Source organism: Enterococcus sp. DIV1315a (assembly GCF_051712325.1).
Classification (GTDB): Bacteria; Bacillota; Bacilli; order Lactobacillales; family Enterococcaceae; genus Enterococcus; species Enterococcus faecalis.
In genome coordinates, this window is record NZ_JBIOOS010000001.1 from 1,070,276 (window position 1) to 1,096,083 (window position 25,808).

23 protein-coding genes and 3 tRNA genes are annotated in these 25,808 nt (G+C 37.6%); 22 read left to right on the forward strand and 4 right to left on the reverse strand.

Annotation, left to right across the window (positions count from 1 at the left end; translation table 11 throughout):
• The first annotated feature begins 19 nt into the window (after positions 1–19).
• The 12 genes from mgtA (at position 20) to IGJ03_RS05265 (ending at position 14,706) form a co-directional block, all read left to right on the forward strand.
• Positions 20–2,680, forward strand: coding sequence for a magnesium-translocating P-type ATPase (gene mgtA / locus IGJ03_RS05210; RefSeq protein ID WP_002357830.1), 2,661 nt, complete (start codon positions 20–22; stop codon positions 2,678–2,680).
• Between the two features lie 243 nt (positions 2,681–2,923).
• The gene (gene hemW / locus IGJ03_RS05215; protein WP_181366911.1) at positions 2,924–4,072 is read left to right on the forward strand and encodes a radical SAM family heme chaperone HemW; all 1,149 of its coding nucleotides are present in this window, start codon (positions 2,924–2,926) and stop codon (positions 4,070–4,072) included.
• Positions 4,073–4,297: 225 nt separating this feature from the next.
• Entirely contained in the window at positions 4,298–5,341 is a 1,044-nt protein-coding gene (hrcA, locus tag IGJ03_RS05220) for a heat-inducible transcriptional repressor HrcA (protein ID WP_002357828.1), read from the forward strand.
• Between the two features lie 54 nt (positions 5,342–5,395).
• The gene (gene grpE, locus IGJ03_RS05225; protein ID WP_002357827.1) at positions 5,396–5,935 is read left to right on the forward strand and encodes a nucleotide exchange factor GrpE; all 540 of its coding nucleotides are present in this window, start codon (positions 5,396–5,398) and stop codon (positions 5,933–5,935) included.
• Positions 5,936–5,994: 59 nt separating this feature from the next.
• Positions 5,995–7,824 carry a molecular chaperone DnaK gene (dnaK, locus tag IGJ03_RS05230; RefSeq protein WP_002357825.1) on the forward strand — a complete coding sequence of 610 codons (1,830 nt, stop codon included), beginning with the start codon at positions 5,995–5,997 and terminating at the stop codon, positions 7,822–7,824.
• 114 nt (positions 7,825–7,938) lie between these two features.
• On the forward strand, positions 7,939–8,061 hold the full coding sequence (locus IGJ03_RS05235; protein WP_002357824.1) for a hypothetical protein: 123 nt from the start codon (positions 7,939–7,941) through the stop codon (positions 8,059–8,061).
• 54 nt (positions 8,062–8,115) lie between these two features.
• The gene (gene dnaJ / locus IGJ03_RS05240; RefSeq protein WP_002357822.1) at positions 8,116–9,285 is read left to right on the forward strand and encodes a molecular chaperone DnaJ; all 1,170 of its coding nucleotides are present in this window, start codon (positions 8,116–8,118) and stop codon (positions 9,283–9,285) included.
• A 238-nt stretch (positions 9,286–9,523) separates the two neighbouring features.
• Entirely contained in the window at positions 9,524–10,258 is a 735-nt protein-coding gene (locus IGJ03_RS05245) for a metallophosphoesterase family protein (RefSeq protein WP_002369513.1), read from the forward strand.
• Between the two features lie 97 nt (positions 10,259–10,355).
• Positions 10,356–12,548 (forward strand): Tex family protein, encoded by a 2,193-nt coding sequence (locus IGJ03_RS05250; RefSeq protein WP_002366578.1) that lies wholly within the window; start codon positions 10,356–10,358, stop codon positions 12,546–12,548.
• A gap of 26 nt (positions 12,549–12,574) precedes the next feature.
• Entirely contained in the window at positions 12,575–13,036 is a 462-nt protein-coding gene (locus IGJ03_RS05255; RefSeq protein WP_002365561.1) for a SprT family protein, read from the forward strand.
• Positions 13,037–13,104: 68 nt separating this feature from the next.
• A tRNA-Leu gene (locus IGJ03_RS05260) sits at positions 13,105–13,188 on the forward strand.
• Positions 13,189–13,488: 300 nt separating this feature from the next.
• On the forward strand, positions 13,489–14,706 hold the full coding sequence (locus IGJ03_RS05265) for a pyridoxal phosphate-dependent aminotransferase (protein ID WP_429861503.1): 1,218 nt from the start codon (positions 13,489–13,491) through the stop codon (positions 14,704–14,706).
• A gap of 65 nt (positions 14,707–14,771) precedes the next feature.
• Here IGJ03_RS05265 and IGJ03_RS05270 read toward each other — a convergent pair whose 3' ends face one another.
• Positions 14,772–14,948 carry a hypothetical protein gene (locus tag IGJ03_RS05270; protein ID WP_002357816.1) on the reverse strand — a complete coding sequence of 59 codons (177 nt, stop codon included), beginning with the start codon at positions 14,946–14,948 and terminating at the stop codon, positions 14,772–14,774.
• Positions 14,949–15,125: 177 nt separating this feature from the next.
• Here IGJ03_RS05270 and IGJ03_RS05275 point away from each other — a divergent pair, with 177 nt between their 5' ends.
• Together IGJ03_RS05275 and nagA are read left to right on the forward strand one after the other, a co-directional pair.
• Positions 15,126–15,953, forward strand: a complete 828-nt coding sequence (locus IGJ03_RS05275) for a helix-turn-helix domain-containing protein (RefSeq protein WP_002381942.1) — start codon at positions 15,126–15,128, stop codon at positions 15,951–15,953.
• Between the two features lie 100 nt (positions 15,954–16,053).
• The gene (nagA, locus tag IGJ03_RS05280; RefSeq protein ID WP_002357814.1) at positions 16,054–17,202 is read left to right on the forward strand and encodes an N-acetylglucosamine-6-phosphate deacetylase; all 1,149 of its coding nucleotides are present in this window, start codon (positions 16,054–16,056) and stop codon (positions 17,200–17,202) included.
• 42 nt (positions 17,203–17,244) lie between these two features.
• Here the strand turns inward: nagA and IGJ03_RS05285 are convergent, their stop codons facing one another.
• Positions 17,245–17,631, reverse strand: a complete 387-nt coding sequence (locus IGJ03_RS05285; RefSeq protein ID WP_002357813.1) for a hypothetical protein — start codon at positions 17,629–17,631, stop codon at positions 17,245–17,247.
• A 13-nt stretch (positions 17,632–17,644) separates the two neighbouring features.
• Positions 17,645–18,304 (reverse strand): DNA/RNA non-specific endonuclease, encoded by a 660-nt coding sequence (locus tag IGJ03_RS05290; protein WP_002363828.1) that lies wholly within the window; start codon positions 18,302–18,304, stop codon positions 17,645–17,647.
• 160 nt (positions 18,305–18,464) lie between these two features.
• On the opposite strand from IGJ03_RS05290, the gene IGJ03_RS05295 reads away from it, so the two are divergent.
• The 8 genes from IGJ03_RS05295 (at position 18,465) to IGJ03_RS05330 (ending at position 24,987) form a co-directional block, all read left to right on the forward strand.
• On the forward strand, positions 18,465–19,166 hold the full coding sequence (locus IGJ03_RS05295) for an ABC transporter ATP-binding protein (RefSeq protein ID WP_002363831.1): 702 nt from the start codon (positions 18,465–18,467) through the stop codon (positions 19,164–19,166).
• A gap of 9 nt (positions 19,167–19,175) precedes the next feature.
• Complete coding sequence (locus IGJ03_RS05300; protein WP_023895309.1) at positions 19,176–21,812, forward strand: FtsX-like permease family protein; 2,637 nt, start codon at positions 19,176–19,178, stop codon at positions 21,810–21,812.
• 192 nt (positions 21,813–22,004) lie between these two features.
• On the forward strand, positions 22,005–22,529 hold the full coding sequence (locus IGJ03_RS05305; RefSeq protein ID WP_002388852.1) for a hypothetical protein: 525 nt from the start codon (positions 22,005–22,007) through the stop codon (positions 22,527–22,529).
• Positions 22,530–22,545: 16 nt separating this feature from the next.
• Positions 22,546–24,015: a flotillin family protein gene (locus tag IGJ03_RS05310; protein ID WP_002357808.1), complete on the forward strand. Its 1,470-nt coding sequence runs from the start codon at positions 22,546–22,548 to the stop codon at positions 24,013–24,015.
• Positions 24,016–24,161: 146 nt separating this feature from the next.
• Complete coding sequence (locus IGJ03_RS05315) at positions 24,162–24,395, forward strand: DUF2969 domain-containing protein (protein ID WP_002357806.1); 234 nt, start codon at positions 24,162–24,164, stop codon at positions 24,393–24,395.
• A gap of 96 nt (positions 24,396–24,491) precedes the next feature.
• Positions 24,492–24,572 (forward strand) — tRNA-Tyr (locus IGJ03_RS05320).
• Between the two features lie 9 nt (positions 24,573–24,581).
• A tRNA-Gln gene (locus IGJ03_RS05325) sits at positions 24,582–24,653 on the forward strand.
• A gap of 154 nt (positions 24,654–24,807) precedes the next feature.
• Positions 24,808–24,987, forward strand: a complete 180-nt coding sequence (locus IGJ03_RS05330; protein ID WP_002357804.1) for a hypothetical protein — start codon at positions 24,808–24,810, stop codon at positions 24,985–24,987.
• A 55-nt stretch (positions 24,988–25,042) separates the two neighbouring features.
• On the opposite strand, the gene IGJ03_RS05335 is transcribed toward IGJ03_RS05330, so the two are convergent.
• Positions 25,043–25,654, reverse strand: coding sequence for a TetR/AcrR family transcriptional regulator (locus IGJ03_RS05335; protein WP_002357803.1), 612 nt, complete (start codon positions 25,652–25,654; stop codon positions 25,043–25,045).
• Between the last annotated feature and the right edge of the window lie 154 nt (positions 25,655–25,808).

The following is a 25,808-nucleotide window of genomic DNA, read 5'->3' on the forward strand; positions in this document are numbered from 1 at the left end:
ATAAATGAGGTGAAAGAAAATGGAAAAGAAAATGCGTCACTTGGGCCATGACTATAGTTACAAAAAGTTTGCCCATTCAGAAGTAGAAAAAGTTTTACAACGTTTCGGCTCAACTTGGGATGGCATTAAACACCAAGATATTGAAGAATTACAAGAACGTTATGGCCGCAATAAAATTATGAATGAAAAAAAAGCTTCACGGCTGCGACTTTTTATAAAATCGTATATCACGCCGTTTACTTTGGTGTTATTAGCACTAGCCACGATTTCATTTTTTACAGAATATGTCTATGCTGCGCCAGAGGAAAAAGATGTTACTGGCGTGTTAATTATGTTAGCGATGGTCATCTTAAGCGGCACGATGAGTTTTGTACAATCAGTCAAATCAAGCAATGCAGTTGAAAAATTACAAAATATGATTAAAGTTACAGCGACAGTCATTCGTGACAAGAAGCAAATGGAAATTCCTATTGAGGAAGTTGTGTGTGGCGACTTAGTCCAACTATCCGCTGGCGATATGATTCCAGCCGATTTACGTTTAATCCAATCTAAGGACTTATTTGTTTCCCAATCATCCTTGACTGGAGAGAGTTTTCCCATTGAAAAACACGCGACTCATCAAAAAGATAGTGATCAAATTGATACAGAATACGACAATCTTTTGTTTTTAGGAACAAATGTCATTAGTGGCACTGGTTTAGGCATTGTCATTAAAGTTGGTAATCAAACTTTATTCGGACGGATGGCTTCTGATAACGGAGAAGAGCAGCAGCAGACGAGTTTTGAAACAGGAATTAATAAAACAACGTGGGTGCTGATTCGCTTTATGTTGGTCATTACGCCGACTGTTTTTCTAATTAATGGGTTAACAAAAGGCGATTGGGTGGAAGCATTAATGTTCGCGATTGCCACAGCTGTCGGCTTGACACCAGAAATGTTACCTATGATTGTAACAACCAATTTAGTCAAAGGTTCTCGAGAAATGGCTAAAGAAGGCACGATTATGAAAAATGTCAATGCCATTCAAAATTTTGGCGGGATGGATGTACTTTGTACGGATAAAACAGGTACCTTAACACAAGATAAAGTAATTTTAGAATACCACTATAATATTGGGTGCCAAGAAGATCAAAAAGTCTTGGATTTAGCATTTCTAAACAGTTATTTTCAAACAGGTTTGCGTAATTTAATGGATAACGCCGTTATTCAAGCGGCGACACAAGAAAGTGATATACAATCAGATGATTTTTATAAAGTAGATGAAATTCCTTTCGATTTCAATCGACGTCGAATGAGCGTGATTATCAAAGAGTTTAAAACGCGAGAAACACGCTTAATTACCAAAGGTGCGGTTGAAGAAATGCTCTTGGTCTGCACACAGGTACTTTTAGATGGCGAAATTGTGCCTTTAACAGAGACGCTACGTCAAAAAATTACCAAAGACGTTGAAGCTTTAAATCGAGATGGTTTGCGCGTTCTAGCAATTGCCGATAAAAAAGTCGAAGCGGCTGAATGGGAGTATACAACTAAAGATGAATCAGAGTTGATTTTACAAGGTTATCTTGCCTTCTTGGATCCGCCAAAAGAAACAGCAGCGGCAGCTATTCACGCCTTGCATCAACATAATGTAGCTGTGAAAGTATTAACGGGGGACAATCAGTATGTGACGCATTCTGTTTGTAAAGAAGTTGGTCTGGCTGGCGAAAAAATTATTACAGGAAATGAACTTCAACAATTAAACCAAGAAGAATTAAGAAAAACCGTTCAAGCGTATAATATTTTCGCCAAAATTACGCCTGACCAAAAAGTTCGTATTGTAAATGCGTTAACTGAAAATGGTCAAACTGTTGGCTTTTTAGGTGATGGAATAAATGATGCTGGAGCAATGCGTGCTGCTGATGTAGGAATCTCTGTTGATACAGCTGTCGATGTGGCAAAAGAATCGGCAGATGTAATTTTATTGAGAAAAGATTTAATGGTTTTGGAAAAAGGAATTTTATCTGGACGGCGCGTGTTTACGAACACGATGAAGTACGTCAAATTAACAGCAAGTTCTAATTTTGGCAATGTTTTTTCCGTGATCCCAGCAAGTATCTTTTTACCATTTTTACCGATTGCTCCGATTCAATCGCTATTATTAAATCTTATTTACGATACTTCGTGTATGTCAGTTCCTTGGGACAAAGTAGATGAAGAATACGTAGAAAAACCAAAAAAATGGGAACCAAAATCAATTGGTAATTTTATGCGTTGGTTTGGTCCAACGAGTTCTATTTTTGATATTGTTACCTATTTATTTATGTATTTCATTGTGTGTCCGGCTATCCTAGGTGGCTCATTCTTTGAATTAAATGGAGCAGATCAATTGCTCTTTATCGGTATTTTCCATGCAGGGTGGTTCATTGAGTCCTTATGGTCCCAAATGCTCGTCTTGCATTTCCTACGAACAGAAAAGATGCCTTTCCTTCAAAGTAGTGCTTCTGGAATTATGACGTTAGTCACTACAGCAGGGATTGTTCTCGGAACTGTTTTACCCTTTACCGCTTTCGGTGCAGAACTAGGATTTGTCGGTTTATCACCAAGCTATTTCTTGTATTTAATCCCGACAATTGTTGCTTATTTAGCACTGGTTGCGTTCATTAAAGTTTTATACGTCAAACGTTACGGTCAATTACTGTAACTGATTTGTACTATTATATATAGAAAAATTTTTTTACTTTTCTTTCAAGGTTGAGGAGGTGTCGGTTTTTATGACAGCTCCTCGTTGTTGTTTTAAGTGGCTGCGCGAATTTTTTTATGGATTTATTTGTCATTTACAGTTAGTATGGCTAGTAGAGACTTTCCAAAAAGAACGAGCTTTTTGGTAATAAGGAGATAAAACGAGCTAATGACCAAAACAAACCAACTTTCAACTTCAACGCCGATGTTCAATCGGTCGGCCTATATTCATATTCCATTTTGTGAGCATATTTGTTATTATTGCGATTTTAACAAGGTCTTTTTAGAAGGACAACCAGTTGATGAATATATTCAGAGTTTATTAAAAGAAATTCAACTTACGCAAGCATTGTATCCAGAACAAGAAATGAAAACCATCTATATTGGCGGAGGCACGCCAACTTCATTATCAGCGAAACAGTTAGATGTGCTACTAAAAGGGGTTCGCGAACAGCTAACGTTTGATGACCGAAATGAATTTACGGTGGAAGCAAACCCTGGAGATTTAACCCAAGAAAAATTACAAGTCATGAAAAACTATGGCGTCAATCGTCTTTCGATGGGCGTTCAGACATTTGATGATCGCTTGCTCAAAAAAATCGGTCGCAAGCACACCGCCGCAGATGTTTATGAAACAATGAAATTTTTAGAAAAAGAAAATTTTACCAATGTCAGTATCGACTTAATCTATGCTTTACCTGGACAAACATTGGAAAGTTTTCGCGATACTTTGACAAGAGCCTTAGCATTGGACTTGCCACACTATTCGCTTTATTCATTAATTCTTGAAAATAAAACAATGTTCATGAACTGGGTTCGCCAAGGACGGTTACAGCTGCCTGAAGAAGAAATCGAAGCACAGATGTTTGACGAAACGATTGAAGCAATGGAGAAAAAAGGACGGCATCAATATGAAGTCAGTAATTTTGCTTTAACAGGAAAAGAAAGCCAGCATAATCTAGCTTATTGGAATAATGACCACTACTATGGATTTGGCGCAGGTGCCAGCGGCTATCTTGGGCAAACTCGTTACAAAAATCACGGTCCAATCCAACATTATTTGAAACCCTTGCGAGAAAATCAATTGCCAATTGTGGAGACTGAAGAATTAACTCGTCTAAATCAAATAGAAGAAGAGCTATTTTTAGGCTTACGTAAAAAAGTAGGCATTTCTAAACAAAAATTCCAACAAAAATTTCAGGAACCAATTGAAGCAATTTATGGAGAGGTCATTCAACGCTTAATCAAAGAAGAATTATTAATTGAAGAAGCAGATATCTTACGTTTAACGAAAAAAGGACTATTTGTGGGGAATAATGTTTTTGAAGCATTTTTGTTAAGTGAAAAAGAGTAAAAAAATAAAAAAATCATCGAAGTGTGACCAAGCATTTCGATGATTTTTTTATTACAAAAGTTGGTATTGATGGTTTTTGAAGGTGGTTTGCAGCGATTAGCACTCTTGCGTTAAGAGTGCTAAAAAGTTGCGTATTTCCCTTGACAAAAAGGTAAGGACTTGTTATATTAGTATATGTAGTTAGCACTTAGATGTTAAGAGTGCTAATGAAGGGTGGTAATAACGATGATTACAGAAAGACAACAAAATATCTTGAGACTTATCATCCAAAATTACACGAACACGGGCTTACCTGTCGGTTCTAAGAAATTGATGGAGGATGGCATTGCCTCTAGTTCTGCCACAATTCGTAATGATATGAAAGCATTAGAAGAATACGGCTTATTAGCTAAGACTCATTCTTCTTCAGGGCGAATTCCCTCAATGGCTGGTTATCGTTACTACGTGGATCATCTTTTACAACCAACACAAGTAGAAGAGAACGAACTTAGAAGAATCCGTCAATCTTTTGGAAAAGAATTTCATGAGATTAATGATATTATTCGACAATCAGCTGAAATTCTATCAGAATTGACAAGTTATACTGCTTTTTCATTAGGACCTGAAGTGAAAGAACGGAAATTAACCGGCTTTCGAATGGTTCCTTTGAATGATCGGCAAGTCCTTGCTATTATAGTGACAGATAAAGGCAATGTTGAAAACCAAGTATTTGCCATTCCTGCCGCTGTTTCTAGCCAAGATCTTGAAAAAATGACACAAATCATCAATGATAAGTTGGTTGGACAACCTTTGTTGACCGTTTATCATCGTTTGCGGACGGAGATTCCGATGATTTTACATCGCTATTTCCAAACGCCAGAAGGAATGATGAACTTATTCGATGAGATGTTAGGACATGCCTTTGAAGAAAAAGTCTTTGTCGGTGGTCGCATGAATTTGTTAGATTTTGGCATCAAACAAGATATTGAACAATTGAAATCTGTCTATTCCTTTATGCAAAATTCTGATGAGCTGACGCATTTATTAAATGGTTCTGCAACAACAGAAAATCCAATTGTTTTTCGTATCGGCTCAGAAATTGGCAACAATCTCTTAGAAGATATGAGCATGATCACTGCTACGTATGAAGTATCAGGACATGGCAAAGGAACAATTGCCCTGCTAGGACCAACCAGTATGCCGTATTCAAAAATATTCGGTTTGGTAGACACGTTTCGACATGAGCTAGCTTCACAACTAGGTGACTATTACCGTTTTTTAGGTAATTAAGCAAACCTTGTTAGGATAAGAAGTAGATGCATAAAGAGAAAGGAAGTTGCTGAAGTGAGTAAAAAAGAAGAGAAGCAAGAAGAATTACAAGAAGAAATGGAAGCTGTTGATGCTGCTGGCGTTTCTGAAGTAGAAGTTGAAGCAACAGAGATTGAAAATCTTAAAGCAGAGCTTTCCGAAATGGAAGACAAGTTCTTGCGGGCAAGAGCCGAAATTGCTAATATGAGCAATCGAAATAAAAACGAACGAGAATTATTAGTTCGTTACCGCTCACAAGATTTAGGTAAAAAGATTTTACCATCCATTGATAATTTAGAACGAGCAATGGCCATTGAAGTATCAGATGAACAAGGCGAAAGCTTGAAAAAAGGTATTTCGATGGTGCTAGAAAGTATTACTGTGGCTTTAAAAGAAGAAGGAATTGAAGAAATCCCAGCAATGGGTGAAACCTTTGATCCAAATTTACATCAAGCCGTTCAAACAGTCCCTGCTTCTGAAGAAACCCCAGCAGATACCATTGTTGAAGTTCTACAAAAAGGGTACAAATTACAAGATCGTGTGTTACGACCATCAATGGTCATTGTTGCACAATAACAAACGTTAATTAAAAATATATTATTATAGAAAACTAATACAGATTGGAGATATTCACTATGAGTAAAATTATTGGTATTGACTTAGGAACAACAAACTCAGCTGTCGCAGTGCTAGAAGGCGGCGAAGCGAAAATTATTGCAAACCCAGAAGGTAACCGCACAACTCCTTCGGTCGTTTCATTCAAAAACGGTGAAATTCAAGTGGGCGAAGTAGCAAAACGTCAAGCTGTTACAAATCCTAACACGATTTCATCTATTAAACGTCACATGGGTGAAGCTGGCTACAAAGTTGATGTTGAAGGAAAATCATATACACCACAAGAAGTTTCTGCAATGATCTTACAATATTTAAAAGGTTTTGCTGAAGACTATTTAGGTGAAAAAGTTGAAAAAGCAGTTATTACAGTTCCTGCATATTTCAACGATGCGCAACGTCAAGCAACAAAAGATGCTGGTAAAATTGCTGGTTTAGAAGTAGAACGGATCGTTAACGAACCAACAGCAGCAGCTTTAGCTTATGGCTTAGATAAAACAGACAAAGATGAAAAAATTCTTGTCTTTGACCTTGGTGGTGGTACATTCGACGTGTCAATCCTTGAATTAGGCGATGGCGTTTTCGATGTATTATCAACAGCCGGTGATAACAACCTAGGTGGGGATGACTTTGATAATAAAATCATTGACTACATGGTTGCAGAATTTAAAAAAGAAAATGGCATTGACTTAGCTAACGATAAAATGGCATTACAACGTTTGAAAGATGCTGCTGAAAAAGCGAAAAAAGACTTATCAGGTGTAACAAGCACACAAATCAGCTTGCCATTTATTACTGCTGGCGAAGCAGGACCATTGCACTTAGAAATGAACTTAACTCGTGCAAAATTTGATGAATTAACAAGTGATTTAGTTGAACGTACAAAAGTACCAGTACGTCAAGCCTTGAAAGATGCTGGTTTAAATCCTTCTGAAATCGACGAAGTTATCCTAGTTGGTGGTTCAACACGTATTCCAGCTGTAGTTGAAGCTGTTCGCAAAGAAACAAACAAAGAACCAAACAAATCAGTTAACCCTGACGAAGTAGTAGCAATGGGTGCTGCAATCCAAGGTGGCGTAATCACTGGTGATGTTAAAGACGTTGTCTTATTAGACGTAACACCGTTGTCATTAGGGATTGAAACAATGGGTGGCGTATTTACAAAATTAATTGATCGTAACACTACGATTCCAACAAGTAAATCACAAGTCTTCTCAACTGCTGCTGACAATCAACCAGCTGTTGATATTCACGTTTTACAAGGTGAACGTCCAATGGCCGCTGATAATAAAACATTAGGTCGTTTCCAATTAACAGATATTCCTGCAGCTCCTCGTGGTGTGCCACAAATTGAAGTAAGCTTTGACATTGATAAAAACGGGATTGTAAATGTTCGTGCGAAAGACTTAGGCACTCAAAAAGAACAAACAATCACGATTAAATCTTCTTCAGGTTTATCTGATGATGAAATCGAACGTATGGTGAAAGATGCTGAAGCAAACGCTGAAGCAGATAAACAACGTAAAGAAGAAGTTGACTTACGTAACGATGCAGATGCTTTATTATTCACTGTTGATAAAACATTGAAAGAATTAGAAGGCAAAGTAGATGCTGAAGAAGTGAAAAAAGCAGAAGATGCGCGTGATGAATTAAAAGCAGCCATCGAAGCAAACGATATCGAACAAATGAAAGCAAAACGTGATTCATTGAATGAAATCGTCCAAAACTTAACAGTAAAACTTTACGAACAAGCTGCGCAACAACAAGCACAAGAAAATCCTGAAGCTGCCCAAGGTGGCGCTGATGATGTTGTTGATGCTGATTTTGAAGAAGTAAATGGTGATGACAAATAATCAATAACAATTGATTTTAGGGACTGGATCATTAGTACAATGACTAATGTCCCAGTCCCTTGTCTTTTGTGAGAAAATCAACCACAATCAAGTTAGCAAGAAACTATTTAGGTTTTGAAAGAACTGTGGTATGATTACAACGATGTTAAACAAGCTGAAAATACCTATTCACAGCTAGTAACACTGATTCAAGGTGTGACAGATAATCCAACCAGAGAGACCGAAAGCAATCGATGAATTTGGCTGGTTCTAAACACATTGTAAAGTTTGAAGAAAGTTGGAGGGAAGTCAATGGCGACGAAACGAGATTATTATGAAGTGCTAGGATTAGCAAAAGGTGCTTCAGATGATGAAATTAAAAAAGCATACCGCAAACTTTCCAAAAAGTACCATCCAGATATTAACAAAGAAGCCGATGCGGAAGAAAAATTTAAAGAAGTTTCTGAAGCGTATGAAGTATTAAGTGATCCACAGAAAAAAGCGGCCTATGACCAATATGGCCATGCAGGAACTGATCCTAATTACGGTGGCGGCGCTGGTGGCTTTGGCGGTTTCGGTGGCGGCGGATTTAGCAGTAGTGGTTTTGGTGGATTCGAAGATATTTTCGATTCATTCTTTGGTGGCGGCGGTGGCCGTTCTGTTGATCCAAATGCACCAAGACAAGGCGCCGATTTACAATATACAATTCAATTGAAATTTGAAGAAGCTATTTTCGGTGTCGAAAAAGAGATTAAGTACAATCGAGAAGATACTTGTGCAACCTGTGGCGGTAATGGCGCCAAACCAGGCACACACCCAGAAACTTGTCATAAATGTCATGGCTCTGGAACAATCAATGTTGAACGTCAAACGCCATTAGGTCGTATGATGAGTCGTCAAACTTGTGATGTGTGTCATGGCACAGGGAAAGAAATTAAAGAACCATGTCCAACTTGTCATGGCACAGGTCATGAGAAAAAAGCACATACTGTCAAAGTAAATGTGCCTGCTGGAGTAGAAGACGGCCAACAAATGCGCTTAGCTAACCAAGGAGAAGCGGGTACCAATGGTGGACCATATGGTGATTTATATGTAGTCTTTCGTGTTGAAGATAGTGATATTTTCGATCGAGATGGCGCAGAAATCTACTACGATTTACCAGTAAGTTTCGTTCAAGCGGCTCTAGGGGACGAAGTAACTGTCCCAACTGTTCATGGTGACGTGAAATTAAAAATTCCGGCTGGAACACAAACTGGCACAAACTTCCGCTTAAGAGGCAAAGGTGCGCCACGTTTACGTGGTGGGGGCAATGGTGATCAACACGTGAAAGTGAAATTAATAACACCAAAAAATCTTAATGAAGAACAAAAGGATGCCCTACGAGCTTTTGCAAAAGCTGGCGGACAAAATGTAACTGAACAACAAGAAGAAGGCTTCTTTGATAAAATGAAAGATGCGTTTGGCGGTAAGAAGAAAAAATAAAACAAACGAGTCAGAGACAAAAGCAGTTAGCTCCAAGTGTTCATCACTCTCGAAGGCTAAATTGCAACGAGTAATTGCAGGTGCTGCTTTTGTTCAACTGATTATTTTAAGATTTAGAGAGTGGGACATAAGTCGTTTTGACTTATGTCCTATTTTCGTTTTTTATTTCCAAACATTTTACGAGAATATTTTAAAATTTAGCGTATACTTAATATAAGCAAGTTAGGAGGGCTTATTTATGAAACCATATGTTTATGTAATCAGTGATATTCATGGACAAGCAGATTTGTTTGATGCCTTACTCACAGACTATGACCCAGTCGAGCATCAGCTAGTTTTAATTGGTGATTTAAACGACCGTGGTCCGCATTCTAAAGCCTGTTTTCTCAAAGGAAAAGAACTTGTCGAGCAACACGACGCTGTTTATTTACGAGGCAATCATGAAGAATATTTTTTGCAGTTTCTTCAAAATCCAGAGGACTGGTTTGCAGGATATGTTCGCAATGGTGGCAAGGAAACAATTGAAAGCCTCTTGCATCCAGGAGCTACTGCAGAATACTCACCAACAGAAATGGCCTTAATGATCCGTAGTCGCTATCCAGAGTTAATTGATTTTTTAACAAAACGACCGCTTTATTTTGAATGGCAGCATTACTTATTTGTGCATGCTGGGGTTGATTTAACGATGGAAGATTGGCGGCAAACAGCACCTAAGGATTTTTTGTGGATTCGCGAACCCTTTCATCAAGGGAAAAATAATACAGGCAAGACCATTGTTTTTGGTCATACCATTACCCCGATGTTACATGGTGATATGCAGACCACGGACCTTTGGCAAAGTGATGGAAAAATTGGGATAGATGGTGGTGCTATTTTTGGCGGCTCTGTACATGGTGTGATTTTTAATGAAAAAGGCATTGTCCAAGATATCGAATATCAAAAACGCACCCCTGCATGGCAACCAGAATTTTGATTCCTTAATCGCACGAATCAGTTACCTCACTTCTATATTTAGAAGCAAAAATATGCTAAAATAGATAAGTATGCATAAGAAAAGAGGTATCTAGTTAATGGCAGAAGCTTATAACGAAGAAGTAGTAGCGCTACTTCAAAAAGAATTGACAACGTATCGTTCAAAACAAATAACAACGGTTTTAACTTTATTAAATGAAGGAAATACAGTTCCTTTTATTGCCCGTTACCGGAAAGAAATGACTGGAAGTTTAGATGAAGTCCAAATCCGTGAAATAGAAGAACGTTATCATTATTTACAAAACTTGAAAAAGCGGAAAGAAGAAGTTCTCCGTTTAATTGAAGAGCAAGGAAAACTAACAAAAGAACTCAAAACAGATATTCAAAAAGCAGTAAAAATGCAACAAGTGGAAGATTTATATCGACCATATAAACAAAAACGTCGGACTAAAGCGACTATCGCGAAAGAAAAAGGGTTGGAACCATTAGCAGATTGGTTGCTCTCTTTACCTGAAAACGCGGATATCTTAGCTAAAGCGGCTACTTTTATTAATGAAGAAAAAGAAGTTGCAACCGCCGAGATAGCCTTGCAAGGTGCTCATGAAATTTTAGCAGAACGTATTAGCGATGAACCAAAATACCGAACATGGTTACGTGATTATATGGTTAAACATGCGCAATACGTTAGCGTAGTTAAGGATGAAGAAAAAGACGAAAAGCGGACCTATGAAATGTATTACGATTTTGCAGAACCAGTTAGCAAAATGGTGCCGCACCGTGTCTTAGCAACGAATCGTGGTGAAAAAGAAGACATTCTAAAGGTTTCCCTTGTCGCTGATGAAACAAAAATTAATGATTATTTCCAACGTCAACTAATCGGCAAACAAGCAACAAGCTTAGCTGCTCCATACATTGAGGCTGCTTATTTAGATAGCTATAAACGATTCATTGGACCAGCGATTGAACGGGAGATTCGCAATGAATTAACAGAAAAAGCTGATGAACAAGCGATTGCAATTTTCGGTGAAAATTTACGTAATTTATTATTACAGTCACCACTTAAAGGAAAAGTTGTTCTAGGATTTGACCCAGCTTATCGGACAGGTTGTAAATTAGCAGTTGTCGATGAAACGGGTAAAGTTTTAGCAATTCAAGTGATTTATCCACATAAACCAGCGACTGCTGCGAAACGTGAAGCCGCTGGTCCAGCCTTTAAAAAAATCATTGAAGACTATCAAGTGGACATGGTAGCTATTGGAAACGGAACGGCAAGTCGTGAATCTGAATTGTTTGTGGCAGAGCAATTAAAAGCGGTGAAGCGTGACGTCTTTTACGTGATTGTTAATGAAGCAGGGGCTTCCGTTTACTCTGCGAGTGAAGTGGCTCGTAAAGAGTTTCCTGATTTACAAGTCGAAGAACGAAGTGCGGTCAGCATTGCACGTCGTTTACAAGATCCGCTGGCAGAATTAGTAAAAATTGATCCCAAAGCAGTCGGGGTTGGTCAATATCAGCATGACGTATCGCAAAAACGTCTTGCCGAGCAATTGGATTTTGTTGTGGAAACTGCAGTAAACCAAGTTGGTGTTGATGTGAATACAGCGAGTGCTCAACTTTTACAACATATTTCTGGCTTAAATAAAACAACGGCGCAAAACTTAGTCACTTATCGTGATGAAAATGGTGTCTTCACAGCACGAAATCAAGTAAAAAAAGTACCTCGTTTAGGACCAAAAGCATTTGAACAAGCAATTGGCTTTTTACGAATTCCTAATGGCAAAAATGTGTTAGATAACACTGGCATTCACCCAGAAAGTTATCCAGTAGCACAAGCAATTTTAGAAAAAGCAGAGATTGCTTCTAAAGAATTAGGGACAGCAGAAGCTATCGAAAAATTGAAACAGTTACCAGTGAATCAATTAGCTACTGAGTTAGAAGTAGGTTCAGAAACACTCACAGATATTATTGCTAGTTTAATCCAACCAGGTCGTGATATGCGCGATGAGATGTCCGCGCCACTTTTACGTAAAGACGTGTTGACAATGGAAGATTTGAAACCAGGAATGGAAATGCAAGGGACTGTTCGAAACGTAATTGACTTTGGCGCGTTTGTCGATATTGGTGTGAAGCAAGATGGCTTAGTCCACATTTCTAAGTTAAGTACTAAATTTGTTAAGCACCCAACGGATGTTGTTGCGGTGGGTGATGTAGTCACAGTTTGGGTAGAAGATGTTGACTTGAAAAAGGGGCGTATTAGTTTAACCATGTTGCCTCGTGCTGATAGAAAAGAGTAACAATGAAAGAGTCTCAACCAGTCTTGATGACAGATCAAGCGCTTCAAACGCTAGTGGAAAAAATTTCAATCGTATTTTTTCAGAAACCTTTTCTGCATCAAGCTACATTTAATCGGCGGTTAAAAACTACGGGCGGTCGCTATCATTTAGCTTCGCATCACCTGGATTTTAATCCAACTGTCTTTTTAAAGTATGGACAAGAGGAACTGGAAAAAGTCATTAAGCATGAGTTATGTCACTATCATTTACATTTAGCTGGCAAAGGCTATCAGCATAAAGATAAGGACTTTAAAGAGTTATTGGCTAAGACTGGCGGTGCCCGTTACGCACCGCCTCTGGTAGAACGGAAAAAAGCAGTTTTCCATCAGTACCAATGTCAGTCTTGTGGAGAAGTCATCCTCAGAAAACGACGAATTGATACGACACGATATGTCTGTGGAAAATGTCATGGGCGTTTGTCCTGGCAAGCGAAAAAAGAACAAATCTAACGATTCTGGTCTTTGTTATCTTGACAAAGACCAGTAATTATTTTAGGATAAATAAGTGCTCTTAAAATGCAGATGTGTTGGAATTGGCAGACAAGCATGATTGAGGGTCATGTGGACAGATGTCCGTGTGGGTTCGAGTCCCATCATCTGCATCAACTAGTATAACAAAATGTCGGGACAGAAGTGTTTAACTCCGAGAAATAAGAAGGAATTTCCGAAAATTGTTCTTTAATTTTTGGAGAATTTCGGCTTATTTCCGAAGAAGTTGCTTCTATTCCCGCCGTTTATCAGTTTTTGAGCGTGGAGCAAAAATCCAAAGTGATTTTTGTCCCACGCTCTTGTTTATTACGGAAAAACCATCAATTTTTTATTAAATTCTGATATTTATTATTGCTTTTTCATTATAGTTGTCGTAACTTTAGAGTATAAATTTGTGAAGCGAGGGAGTCCGTGTGAGAAATTTTAAAAAATCTGATAAATTAAATAACGTAAGTTACGATGTCCGTGGTCCTGTTTTAGAAGAAGCAGAACGCATGCAAGAAGAGGGCATACGTATTTTGAAATTAAATACAGGGAATCCAGCGCCATTTGGTTTTGATGCCCCAAATGAAATTGTGCGCGACATGATTGTAAATGTTCGCGATTCAGAAGGTTATTCCGATTCAAAAGGTATTTTTTCTGCAAGAAAAGCGATTGAACAATATTGCCAATTAAAAAAATTTCCTAATGTAACGATTAATGATATTTACACTGGTAATGGCGTGAGTGAACTAATTACCATGTGTATGCAAGGCTTGTTAAATAACGGCGATGAAGTACTTGTGCCAATGCCAGACTATCCTTTATGGACTGCATCTGTTTCTTTGGCGGGCGGTACGCCCGTTCATTATATTTGTGATGAGCAAGCAGAATGGTATCCACACATTGATGATATAAAATCAAAAATAACTTCGAATACAAAAGCAATCGTTATTATAAATCCAAATAATCCGACTGGTGCTTTATATCCGAAAGAGTTATTACTAGAAATTGTCGAAGTGGCACGTCAAAATGATTTAATTATTTACTCCGATGAAATTTATGATCGTTTGGTCATGGACGGTTTGGTTCATGTACCGATTGCTACATTAGCACCTGATTTATTTGTCGTAACATTGAATGGTTTGTCAAAATCACATCGAGTGGCAGGCTTCCGATGCGGTTGGATGGTGTTAAGTGGAGATAAATCACGAGTAAAAGGGTATATCGAAGGGCTAAATATGCTTGCTTCCATGCGGTTATGTTCGAATGTGTTGTCACAACAAATCATTCAAACCGCATTAGGCGGCTATCAAAGTGTCGATGATTTACTTTTACCAGGTGGCAGAATTTACGAACAACGAGAATTTATTTACAATGCGATAAATGATATTCCTGGTTTATCAGCCGTGAAGCCTAAAGCAGCTTTCTATATTTTCCCGAAAATTGATACGGCCAAATTTGACATTTATGATGATGAAAAATTTGTTTTAGATTTCTTACACAAACATCATATTTTATTAGTCCATGGTGGTGGGTTCAACTGGCAACAACCAGATCACTTCCGTATTGTTTATTTACCGAAGATGGAAGACTTAAAAACTACAGCAGATAAAATGCGTGAATTTTTAAGTACCTACAAACAAAAATAAAAGAACTACCAAAAAATAGCCTCTAACGAAGCTATTTTTTGGTAGTTCTTGTTTTATCAACAATACTATTCTGCGGTTTCACATGCTTTTTTACTAATAATCATTCGGTTGGTATATTTTTCTTCCATATCAGGACTAGGATTTGCTACTACGATGAGATAAGAATTTTCATACTCCTTCTCCACAAAGCCTGAATAATTTGTTTTTTCCCAAATGAAGTGAACCTTTTTCTCTTCGGCCATACAATAACACTCCTTTTTAATAAAAATGAACCTATTTATTTTCTAAGAAAACCTTAGATAATGTTCTTGCAGTATATTATGCAATAAAGTACAATAAAAGCATAATGCGAATTCGCATATTTTGACAAAATCCCCATTTTGCAAGGAAAATGGCCGATATAAATAGGAGCTATTGTGATGAATTCTTTAGGTGCAGTTATTAAAGAAATTAGAAAAAATAGAAAATTGACACAGAAAATGTTATCAGAAGACATCTGTTCGCAAAGTGTTTTAAGTCGCATTGAAAACAATGAAGAGTTGCCAAACGTTCTCGTAATGCAACAACTTTGTGATCGTTTAGGTGTGACTGTTGACCAGATTATGCGTTATAAATCTGGTGATGTGCACGTTGTTACGTATTCATTTGAAAAAATGGCTGAATATTTTCGCCATAAAAAATATCAATTATTATTAAATTATTTAAAGGAAAATCGTATTGAAGAACAATTGTATTTAGATACGGACTGGCAAAAATATTATTATTATTTAGGTAGTTGTGAATTGTTTGTTCTAAATGATTATGAAAAAGCTATTGCTAGCTTGCGTAAAGGGTTATCTTTCACCTATAAAGCCGATAAGTTAAATGTTTCTGATTTAGAGATTCAATTAATTAGTTGTCTAGGTGCTACTTATGGTTACATGGGCAATCGAGTAGAAGCAGAACGATTTTTAAGTTTGAGTATTCATTATTTTAATCAATTGCCAAATGAACGCAGTAATGCAGAATTAACGAAAATATTTTTTAATTATGCTGATTTCTTATTTAAAAATTATACAGAAAAAGATGCCGAAATTTATGTGGATCAAGGAATTACTTGGGCCCGCAAAAAAAATAGTTATTATTATTTAAGTGAATTATTAAATCTAAAATATTTAGTTTTAATGAGAAAGAATAAACATGAAGAAGCAGAACGTTATCTGAACTTAGCACAACAAATGAAAAATGTGGAAAGTGGCAATCTTTAAAAAATCCTCAGAATTGCTTAAAAGGTCTACACCATTTCTTGACTTTTGTACTGATTAAGAGTACTTTTGAAGTAAGTAAAATAAAGAAAGAAGGATGAAGATGAAAACATTTATCTTTGCAGACAAGTTCTTTTTAAAAAGCGATGTTAAAGGACCTGGTTATTTAGAAATCACGGATGGTATCTTTGGTAATTATACAAAAGATGAACCGCAAGGGGACGTAAAAATTATTCGTGAGGAAGGCAAATGGATTGCCCCAGGTTTAGTCGATACTCATATTCATGGTTACATGAATCATGACGTAATGGATAACGATGCAGAAGGCATTAAAGTGATGTCTGAAGGCTTATTATCTTGTGGTGTAACTTCATTTTTACCAACAACATTAACTTCAAGTAAAGAACGTTTAACAGACGTTGCACGTACGATTGGTCAAGTCTACCAAGAAGTACCTGGTGCAAAAATTCAAGGGATTTACTTTGAAGGACCTTTCTTTACTGAAGAACATAAAGGCGCACAAAATCCAAGTTATTTTGGAGATCCAGACCTTGATACATTCCACGAATGGCAAGAAGCTTCAGGCGGAATTATTAAGAAAATTGCGTTGGCACCAGAACGTAATGGTGTGAAAGAATTTGTTGAAACCGTTACAGATGAAGGTGTCGTTGTTGCTTTAGGCCATAGTAATGCGACCTTAGAAGAAGCTGATGTGGCAGTTGAAGCAGGCGCTAGCGTTTTTGTTCATGCATATAATGGGATGCGTGGCTTAAATCACCGTGAACCAGGGATGGTTGGTGCATTGTTAACGTTACAACACGTTTTCTCTGAATTAATTTGTGATGGACACCATGTACATCCGCAAGCGGCTGAAGTATTGATGGAAAAAGCGGGCCATGATCACGTTGCGTTAATTACAGACTGCATGATGGCTGGCGGTATGCCAGATGGCAACTACAATTTAGGTGAATTTCCTGTTGTGGTAGCAGAAGGAACGGCTCGTTTGGATACTGGGAACTTAGCAGGTAGTATTTTAAAACTAAAAGAAGCAATTAAAAATGTAGTTGATTGGGGTATTGCAACACCTGCACAAGCAATTATGATGGCTTCATTAGTTCCTGCGATCAGCTGTAAAATTGATGATCAATGCGGCATGATTGCAAATGGTCGTGATGCTGACTTTATCGTATTAGAACCAACCATGGAATTAGCAGCCACTTATTTAGATGGCGTAGAACGTTATCGAGCATAAGACACAAGAAAAAGCTTGCGGAAATTTATCCGCAAGCTTTTTTTATAATTCTTTTGGTAAAATCGCAGAAGTGATTTCTTTGTTTTCATAGGCAATAAAAAAATCGATTAATTGCTTGTCAAATTGCTCAATATCCTCTTTGTAAAGGGAGCTAGGAATCACAAAGGTTTGCTCTAGGGTGCCTGCTAGATAATCGCCATCTAAACTTTGGGCGACAACTAAAAATTCTTGTTCGCGCCAATGTTCCACATCTGTTTCAGAAATGGTTTCCGGAGAGGCTAAAAATTTACAATTTTCGACAAACTGTTCATCAATTTCTTCACTGAAAGTTAATTCAGCATCCTCTTCTTGAGGTTGAGAGAGGATTGCTTGCAAAAATGTTTGTGGTTTTGCATCGGGTAATGTTTCTTTTAGCTGTTCAAAATCCAATGAAAGTTCCTCCTTATTGTTTGTTTAAAATAGTTACTGAAAAATCAATGGGTGAATTTGTTTTAAGGCTTTTGGCTTCTAAGATGATTTTTTCAGCCAACAAATCGTTTCCGTTATATACAGGTGTCACGCGATAACGAACGGTTTCGCCGCGATCAAGAGCTGCCCGAATCTGATTTTCATATTTCGTCATATAAGGAGTGTTGACAGGATTCTGATACAAGGTGGTTAAGTTACGTGGATCATCACCACTGCCTCCCATTTGACGGCCGATTAGGTGGCCACGCGAATGATTAGCTTTTCCTGAAATGAAACCAGCTGGTCGAATATCTTTATTAGCGGAAGTTCCTGTATTGACCATTGCGGGTTTTAATAGCGCATCAGCGCCTGTCGCTCGTTTTAGACGATCTAGAGAATGATAAGTAATCCAGCCGTTTGAGCTATCCTTTAATTCCTCTGCTGAAAATGTGGCTTTACCATTTTCAATGGGTCCAGGATTATCTCCTTTTGGTGCTGGTGTGCTTGAGGGGGTGGTTGTTTGTGGTTGAACATTAAATAAATCTTGTAAAGCATCAGGAACTTTAACGCCAACCGCGCCTAAAATTAAAATGATTAATGCGCCAATCAGCATGATGGTTGAATTAAATGGTGGTTTCTTCTTTCTGTTTGCCATAACGTGCTCCTCTAATTTTATACTTGCAATAGTCCAAATTTAAGTGGACCATCTTTTCTATTATACGTAAATTTGCTAAAAAATCAAAAAAGGCTTTTCTTTGAAAGACTTGTATTCTCAGATATGTTACTATTTTAATGTAGAAGGGAAGGGATAGTGGATGGCCTATATTGAAGTCAAAAATGAATACAAGCGTTACCAAATGGGAGAGACAACTATTACTGCGAATGACGGCATTTCTTTTGAAGTGGAAAAAGGAGAAGTAGCGGTTATTTTAGGCCCCAGCGGTGCTGGAAAATCAACTGTTTTAAATATTCTTGGTGGAATGGACAGCTGTGATGAAGGGGAAATTATTATTGATGGCACAGATATCGCTCAGTTTTCAGAGAAACAATTAACCACTTATCGACGCAATGATGTCGGGTTTGTTTTCCAATTTTACAATTTAGTCCCAAATTTAACGGCAAAAGAAAATGTCGAATTGGCTTCGCAAATCGTTGCGGATGCGTTGGATTCGACCAATGTTTTACAATCGGTGGGTTTAGGGGAACGTTTAGATAATTTTCCAGCGCAACTTTCTGGTGGTGAACAACAACGAGTAACCATCGCCCGTGCGATTGCTAAAAAGCCCAAGTTACTTTTATGTGATGAACCGACAGGAGCACTGGATTATGAAACAGGGAAACAAATTTTAACTATTTTGCAAAATACTGCTCGTGAAACTGGAACGACCGTCTTAATTATTACCCACAATTCAGCCATTGCAGAAATGGCCGATCGGGTAATTCGAATTAATGATGCAAAAGTTCGCGAAATGACTGTGAATGATCAGCCTAAATTGGTTGCTGAAATTGAATGGTAGGTGCCTAAAATGAAGAAAACAGCGCTAATTAAAACAAGCTTACGTGAAATTAGACAATCTACTACACGATTTTTATCGATTATGGGGATTATTTTCCTTGGTGTAATGGTTTTTGTTGGTTTGAAAGCTACTGGACCAGATATGATTAAAACCGCGAATAATTATTACCAGAAAGAGCAGCTTCCAGATGCGCGAATAATTTCTACAATGGGACTGGAAAAGAAAGATTTAACAACTCTACAGTCTTTAAAAGATGTCGAAACAGTTGTGCCGCGCTATACAATAGATGCCACGATTGGGCCGCAAAATAATGCAGTAAAATTGTTTGGCTATCGAAAAAATCAAGCAGGATCGGTTAACTATCAAGTAGTTGACGGTCGGTTACCTAAACAAACAAATGAAATTGCATTAGATACATTAGCGAAAACTAGATATGACTATAAAATGGGTGATAAAATCACTTTAAACGATGCAGCGATTAAAGAAAAAGGGCTGAAACAAACTCATTTTACTGTTGTTGGATTTATCAATTCACCAGAATATATTGATAATACATCCAGGGGAACCACAACGGTCGGGTCTGGAACGTTAAACTTTTTTGGCGTGGTTTCGGAAAAAGCCTTTGACAGTCAACGGTATCCAGAATTGCTAATCTCATTTCGTTCATTAAAACATCAAAATACGTATTCCTCTGATTATGAAAAGAAAAGAGAGCAGGCCTTAAATCAAGTAAAAGAGGCACTGAAAAATCGGCCAGAAGAACAGGTTGCGGCTCTGCGTGATTCGGCTCAGCCGGACATTAACCAAGGTCGGCAAGCGCTGGAAACGGGAAAACAAGCACTTGCGCAGTTGGAGCAACAACCAGGAATTCCAGCTGAGATGCTTGAAAAGCAAAAAGACGAATTGGCTAAACAAGAACAACTGTTGGCTGAAAAAGAAACAGAGCTAGCCAATTTGAAAGCCCCAACGTATTATTATTTTACTAGGGAAGACAATCCAGGATTTTCTGAATATCAAGATAACGCTGATCGGATTTCTTCTTTAGCCACGCTGTTCCCGTTGTTCTTTTTCCTAATTGCGGCATTAGTCAGCTTAACTACCATGACACGTATGGTGGAAGAAAAAAGAATGGAAATTGGTAGTTTGAAAGCTTTAGGTTATCGTAATCGTGAAATTGCTTCGATTTTTATTACCTATGCAACTGTTGCCAGCCTAACAGGTGCATTATTAGGATTGGCAGTTGGCTATTATCTATTCCCTAAAATAATTTTTGATGCCTACGGTCAAATGTACAATATTCCTGATTTAGTTACACCGTGGTACTTAAATTACAGTTTATGGGGCATCATTGTAGCCTTAGCTTGTACTGTGGGAGCGGCCTTAGTGACATTAAGAATCGATTTATTAAGTACCCCAGCTACCTTGCTAAGACCCAAAGCGCCGAAAGCAGGCCAACGGATTTTATTAGAACGAATCCGCCCTTTATGGCAACGCATGAGCTTTATTCAAAAAGTGACCGCTAGAAATCTGTTCCGCTATAAACGACGGATGCTGATGACCGTTATCGGAATAGCTGGTTGTATGGGGCTGTTAATTGTTGGTTTTGGTTTACGCGATTCAATTGTGGATGTCGCTACAATTCAATTTAATAAAATCTGGCATTACCAAGCAGTCGTGACTTTTAAAGAGCAAACAACATCTGAAGAGACAAAAGAGTATCAAGAAACGTTGCGCAAACTGGATGGTTTGAATAAAACAATTCCGTTATATTCAGAAATCTTTAAAACGAAGGGCAAAGGCGCACCAACTCAAAATATTACTCTTTATGTGCCACAAAATCCTTCGAAAATGGCTGATTTTCAGTTATTTAATGATCGAGTCACTGGAGAAAAATATTCCCTCAACGATGACGGTGTAATCATTAATGAAAAATTAGCTAAATTATTTGGCTATAAAGTCGGAGATCAATTAAATTTAGAAAATAGTGATAATCAAACCTATCACGTGAAAATTGCCGCGATTGCAGAGAACTACACGGGTCATTTTGTCTATATGACGCCGAAACTCTACCAGACGATGACGAAACAGAAGCCGGAGTATAATACAGAATTCCTACTTTTTGACAAAAAGTTATCCTCAAAACAAGAAACCTCAATCGGAGAGGCGTTGACAAAACAGCCGAAAGTGTTGAACATTACGTTTTTAACTGCGATGAAAGGTTCGTTTGATGATATGCTGAAAAGCCTTGATATTGTCATTTGGGTACTAATTGCTGTTTCTGGTTCTTTAGCGTTAATTGTGTTATATAATTTAACCAACATTAATGTTTCTGAACGGATTCGAGAACTTTCCACGATTAAGGTTTTAGGGTTTTACGATCGTGAAGTCACCACCTATGTTTACCGTGAAAACATTATTTTAACGTTCATTGGTATTATTGTTGGCTGCTTCTTTGGGAAAATTTTGCATCAGTATATTTTAGCAACCGTTGAAGTTGATTTAATTATGTTTTCGCCAATTATTCATTGGCCAAGTTATCTATATTCCGCAGTCATCACCATGTGTTTCACGTTGTTTGTGATGGTCATTATGCATCGGAAATTGAAGAAAATCAATATGATTGAAGCGTTAAAATCAAATGAATAGCACATTTTAAAAAACGAGGAGTCCGTAGAAGTTCGATAATTCTAGGGCTGCTCGTTTATTGTTGCTTCTTTTATTAAGAAAAAATAGGTCTTAAGATGTATCTTTTGAGATTTATTTGGAAATTGCTACTCTTTTTATTTAAAAATTGGTACACTATTACTAGGTTATAGCACAGAAAGGAGTGTAGGAAAAGTGTTAGAAGGTCTACCATTGGAAACGGTTTATTTTTATGCATTAGTGGGGAGCGCGGTCCTCGCTTTTTTACTAATTATTTTTGGGGATGTTTTTAATTTTGATGGACCGGTGGACCCAATGCTGATTATTCCATGGATTGCTTTTACCTCGCTGTTTGGGTACCTTGGGGAAGAATTAACAGCGGTAAATAGTTGGCTTATTTTAATTGTCAGTGGTATTCTTTCAACCATTATTGTTTTCTTCCTAAATTTTTATGTGTTGGTCCCTTTGAAAAATTCGGAGGCCACAATTTCTATTTCGGAAAAAGACATGGAGGGTCGTGTTGCTACTGTGATTACCCCAATTCCTGTCCGGGGAATGGGCGAGATTCAATTGAAGAGTGTCACAGGTTCGTTAAGTCGACCAGCAGCATTTTATGTGCCACAAGAAGTGGCTGCGCCAAGAGGTAGTGAGGTATTGATTATTGAATTGAAAGAACGGGTTTGTTATGTCATTCCTTACGAAGGCAGTCTAAAAATATAGAGTAGGAGAGAAGAAAATGGGGATTTTGTTACCGATTATTATTGCAGTTTTAGTATTATTAATGTTATTAATTGTGTTTGTTTCTAAATATCAGACAGCCAAACCTGATGAAGCGTTAATTATCAGCGGGAGCTATCTAGGGTCTAAAAATGTTCATGTAGACGAAGGTGGCAACAAAATTAAAATCGTTCGTGGCGGTGGTGCGTTTGTCTTACCAGTGTTCCAACGTTCAAATCGAATTAGTTTGCTTTCAAGTAAATTAGATGTTTCCACACCAGAAGTGTACACAGAACAAGGGGTTCCTGTAATGTGTGATGGGACATCAATCATTAAAATTGGTTCGTCAGTTGAAGAAATTGCGACAGCAGCGGAACAATTTTTAGGAAAAACAACGGAAGAATTAGAAAATGAAGCACGTGAAGTATTAGAAGGACATTTACGTTCGATTTTAGGTTCAATGACAGTGGAAGAAATTTACCAAAATCGTGATAAATTTAGCCAAAGTGTACAAGAAGTTGCCAGTGTTGACTTAGCTAAAATGGGCTTAGTTATTGTGTCGTTCACAATTAAAGAAGTTCGTGATAAAAATGGATACTTGGATTCATTAGGGAAACCAAGAATCGCTCAAGTTAAACGTGATGCAGATATTGCTGAAGCAGAAGCTTTGAAAGAAACTCGCATCAAAAAAGCGGAAGCAGAAAAAGAATCACAACAAGCGGAATTGCAACGTCAAACAGAAATTGCAGAAGCTTCAAAAGAAAAAGAATTGAAATTAGCGTTATACAAACAAGAACAAGATATTGCCAAAGCCAAAGCAGACCAAGCCTATAACTTGGAAAGCGCGCGTGCACAACAACACGTGGTGGAACAAGAAATGGAAGTCAAAGTTGTTGAACGTCAAAAACAAATTGAGTTAGAAGAAAAAGAAATTACGCGTCGTGAAAAACAATACGACTCAGAAGTGAAGAAAAAAGCCGATGCAGATCGTTACGCACGCGAACAAGAAGCTCTTGCTCAAAAAGCACGCGAAGTAGCAGAAGCCGAAGCAGAACGCTTCAAAGTTGAAGCATTAGCCGAAGCGGAAGCCAATAAAACGCGTTTAACAGGTCAAGCGCAAGCCGAAGCTATTTTAGCTCGTGGTGCAGCGGAAGCCGAAGCCAAACAAAAGATTGCTGATGCCTTCAAAGAATATGGTGAAGCAGCTGTGTTAAGTATGGTGATGGAAATGTTGCCACAATTAATGAAAGAAGCAGCACAACCATTGGGCAACATCGACAAGATTTCAGTGGTAGATACAGGCGCAGGTGGCGAAAATTCTGGCGCCAACCGTATTACAAATTATGCAACAAATTTGTTGGCTGGTACACAAGAAACACTAAAAGAAACAACGGGCCTCGACGTGAAAGAGCTAATTGAAAACTTTTCTAAAAAAGGTACCTCAAATAGCGTGAACTATCATGCAACAGAAGGTTCAGAAAAAGAATAGAAATCAGTCTTTGAGGAGTAGCGAATCGCATTTCGTTACTCCTTAATGCTGCATTGAAACGATAAACGAACAAGCTGACAGAGAAATAGCGGGTGCTTGTTTTGTTTTAAAGATTCTGATAACATAGAGTTCTTGGAGGGATAGAGATGTCAAAAAAGAATAAAGATATTGAAGTACGTGTCGAAGAAGAAAAAGCCCAATACAATGGAGCAAATGTTTTAATGAACAAATTATTTATTGGTAAAAAAGAAATCGGTCGTGTCATTCCGCAAAATGATAAAAAATTCATCATTGAAATTGATGGTAAGCAAGAAGGTACAGCAAAAAATCTGGACGAAGCCTTTGAAACAATTATTCGTCAATGGAATTTAAGTGAATAAAAAATAAATAACAATTTTTTTAAAAAAAGGGTTGCTTTTTTCTGGAAAAGATTGTATTATAACTAAGTCAGGTCGTTACAGCGACAATGACTTTTTGGAGGAATAGCGAAGTGGCTAAACGCGACGGACTGTAAATCCGTTCCTTAGGGTTCAGTGGTTCGAATCCACTTTCCTCCATTTTCTTTTTGGGGTATAGCCAAGCGGTAAGGCAACGGACTTTGACTCCGTCATGCGTTGGTTCGAATCCAGCTACCCCAGTTTTCAGAACATTTCTGGTAGAGAGATGTTCTTTTTTTGTATAATTATATAACAAAAATGAGGTAAGATTTTCCTCATGTACAGGCTAGAAAAGTTTTCATTTATATAAGAATATGCTAAAGTATTAAGAAAGAATAGTCTGGAGTTGATAAGAATGAACTTTAAAGAAAAAATTACAGAAATGGTTGAAAATGTTTACGATTTAGCACGCGATGGTAAGTATGATGTCAAAGTTGACTTAATTCCTCGTAAAAAAGGCAACATCAAAAGTGGTGTTAAAGTCACTTCTTCAAGAAATACAGCCCACAATATCAAATGGCGTTCAAAAAACTAACTCGTCTTTAACAGAAACACCGGTGCAGACAACATTATTGTCTACTCCGGTGTTTTTATTTTTCTAATTCGATGCCTAAGACAGTTAAATGCCCATTACCAACTAATTTGATAACTAATTGGGCTAAGTGGTTGGGTGTCATATCCGTCTCGCTAGTAATCCACCAATGAAGGGTACCGATGAAGATAGAGGTCATGTATTCAATAACAAAATCTATCGGTACATCAATATCATTTTCGGTAATACGCAACTGCGAAAAAATCGTCGCATATTTTTCTTCGATAATTTCAGCTAAGCGTTTTCGAAAGTGTTCGTTGAAATTATTGTCCATGATAGTTAAGAAGAAAGATTTGTTCTCTTGAATATTAATATAGAGTTGCGTCAGAAGTTCTTCAATGTGCTTCACGCGGACACGGTTGCCATTAACCAGTTGTTGCGAATCAAGAATAGCGGTAAAAGCACTAAGCGTAAAGGTGAAGATTGCATCATATAAATGCTGTTTGTCTTTAAAGTGAGCATAAAAAGTCGCACGATTAATCATAGCTTCATCAGCAATATCCTGAATCGTCACCGCTTCGTAGCCTTTCGTTTCTACAAGTTTAAAAAAAGCTTCAATAATCATTTTTCTGGTTCGTTGTACTCTAAGGTCTGTTTTCTTTGCCATCATAAATTCCTTTCGAGATAGTCAACATTCGCGGAAACTTTGTTGTTTATCTCACAAAATAGGGTAAATTGCTTGTTGCAAATCATTTAGAACCTTTCTAAAATAGGTATATCTATTATAACAAACAGTTTGTATAATAATCAACAAACTGTTGGGA

Bases quoted from the DNA above. Each gene is read 5' to 3' on its own strand.
- IGJ03_RS05250 (WP_002366578.1), top strand. From the start codon at position 10,356: ATGGCAGAAGCTTATAACGAAGAAGTAGTAGCGCTACTTCAAAAAGAA.
- IGJ03_RS05300 (WP_023895309.1), top strand. From the start codon at position 19,176: ATGAAGAAAACAGCGCTAATTAAAACAAGCTTACGTGAAATTAGACAA.
- IGJ03_RS05330 (WP_002357804.1), top strand. From the start codon at position 24,808: ATGAACTTTAAAGAAAAAATTACAGAAATGGTTGAAAATGTTTACGAT.
- dnaK (WP_002357825.1), top strand. From the start codon at position 5,995: ATGAGTAAAATTATTGGTATTGACTTAGGAACAACAAACTCAGCTGTC.
- hemW (WP_181366911.1), top strand. From the start codon at position 2,924: ATGTTCAATCGGTCGGCCTATATTCATATTCCATTTTGTGAGCATATT.
- IGJ03_RS05270 (WP_002357816.1), bottom strand. From the start codon at position 14,948: ATGGCCGAAGAGAAAAAGGTTCACTTCATTTGGGAAAAAACAAATTAT.
- IGJ03_RS05295 (WP_002363831.1), top strand. From the start codon at position 18,465: ATGGCCTATATTGAAGTCAAAAATGAATACAAGCGTTACCAAATGGGA.
- IGJ03_RS05290 (WP_002363828.1), bottom strand. From the start codon at position 18,304: ATGGCAAACAGAAAGAAGAAACCACCATTTAATTCAACCATCATGCTG.
- hrcA (WP_002357828.1), top strand. From the start codon at position 4,298: ATGATTACAGAAAGACAACAAAATATCTTGAGACTTATCATCCAAAAT.
- IGJ03_RS05255 (WP_002365561.1), top strand. From the start codon at position 12,575: ATGACAGATCAAGCGCTTCAAACGCTAGTGGAAAAAATTTCAATCGTA.
- nagA (WP_002357814.1), top strand. From the start codon at position 16,054: ATGAAAACATTTATCTTTGCAGACAAGTTCTTTTTAAAAAGCGATGTT.
- IGJ03_RS05245 (WP_002369513.1), top strand. From the start codon at position 9,524: ATGAAACCATATGTTTATGTAATCAGTGATATTCATGGACAAGCAGAT.
- IGJ03_RS05310 (WP_002357808.1), top strand. From the start codon at position 22,546: ATGGGGATTTTGTTACCGATTATTATTGCAGTTTTAGTATTATTAATG.
- IGJ03_RS05275 (WP_002381942.1), top strand. From the start codon at position 15,126: ATGAATTCTTTAGGTGCAGTTATTAAAGAAATTAGAAAAAATAGAAAA.
- IGJ03_RS05335 (WP_002357803.1), bottom strand. From the start codon at position 25,654: ATGATGGCAAAGAAAACAGACCTTAGAGTACAACGAACCAGAAAAATG.
- dnaJ (WP_002357822.1), top strand. From the start codon at position 8,116: ATGGCGACGAAACGAGATTATTATGAAGTGCTAGGATTAGCAAAAGGT.
- mgtA (WP_002357830.1), top strand. From the start codon at position 20: ATGGAAAAGAAAATGCGTCACTTGGGCCATGACTATAGTTACAAAAAG.
- IGJ03_RS05315 (WP_002357806.1), top strand. From the start codon at position 24,162: ATGTCAAAAAAGAATAAAGATATTGAAGTACGTGTCGAAGAAGAAAAA.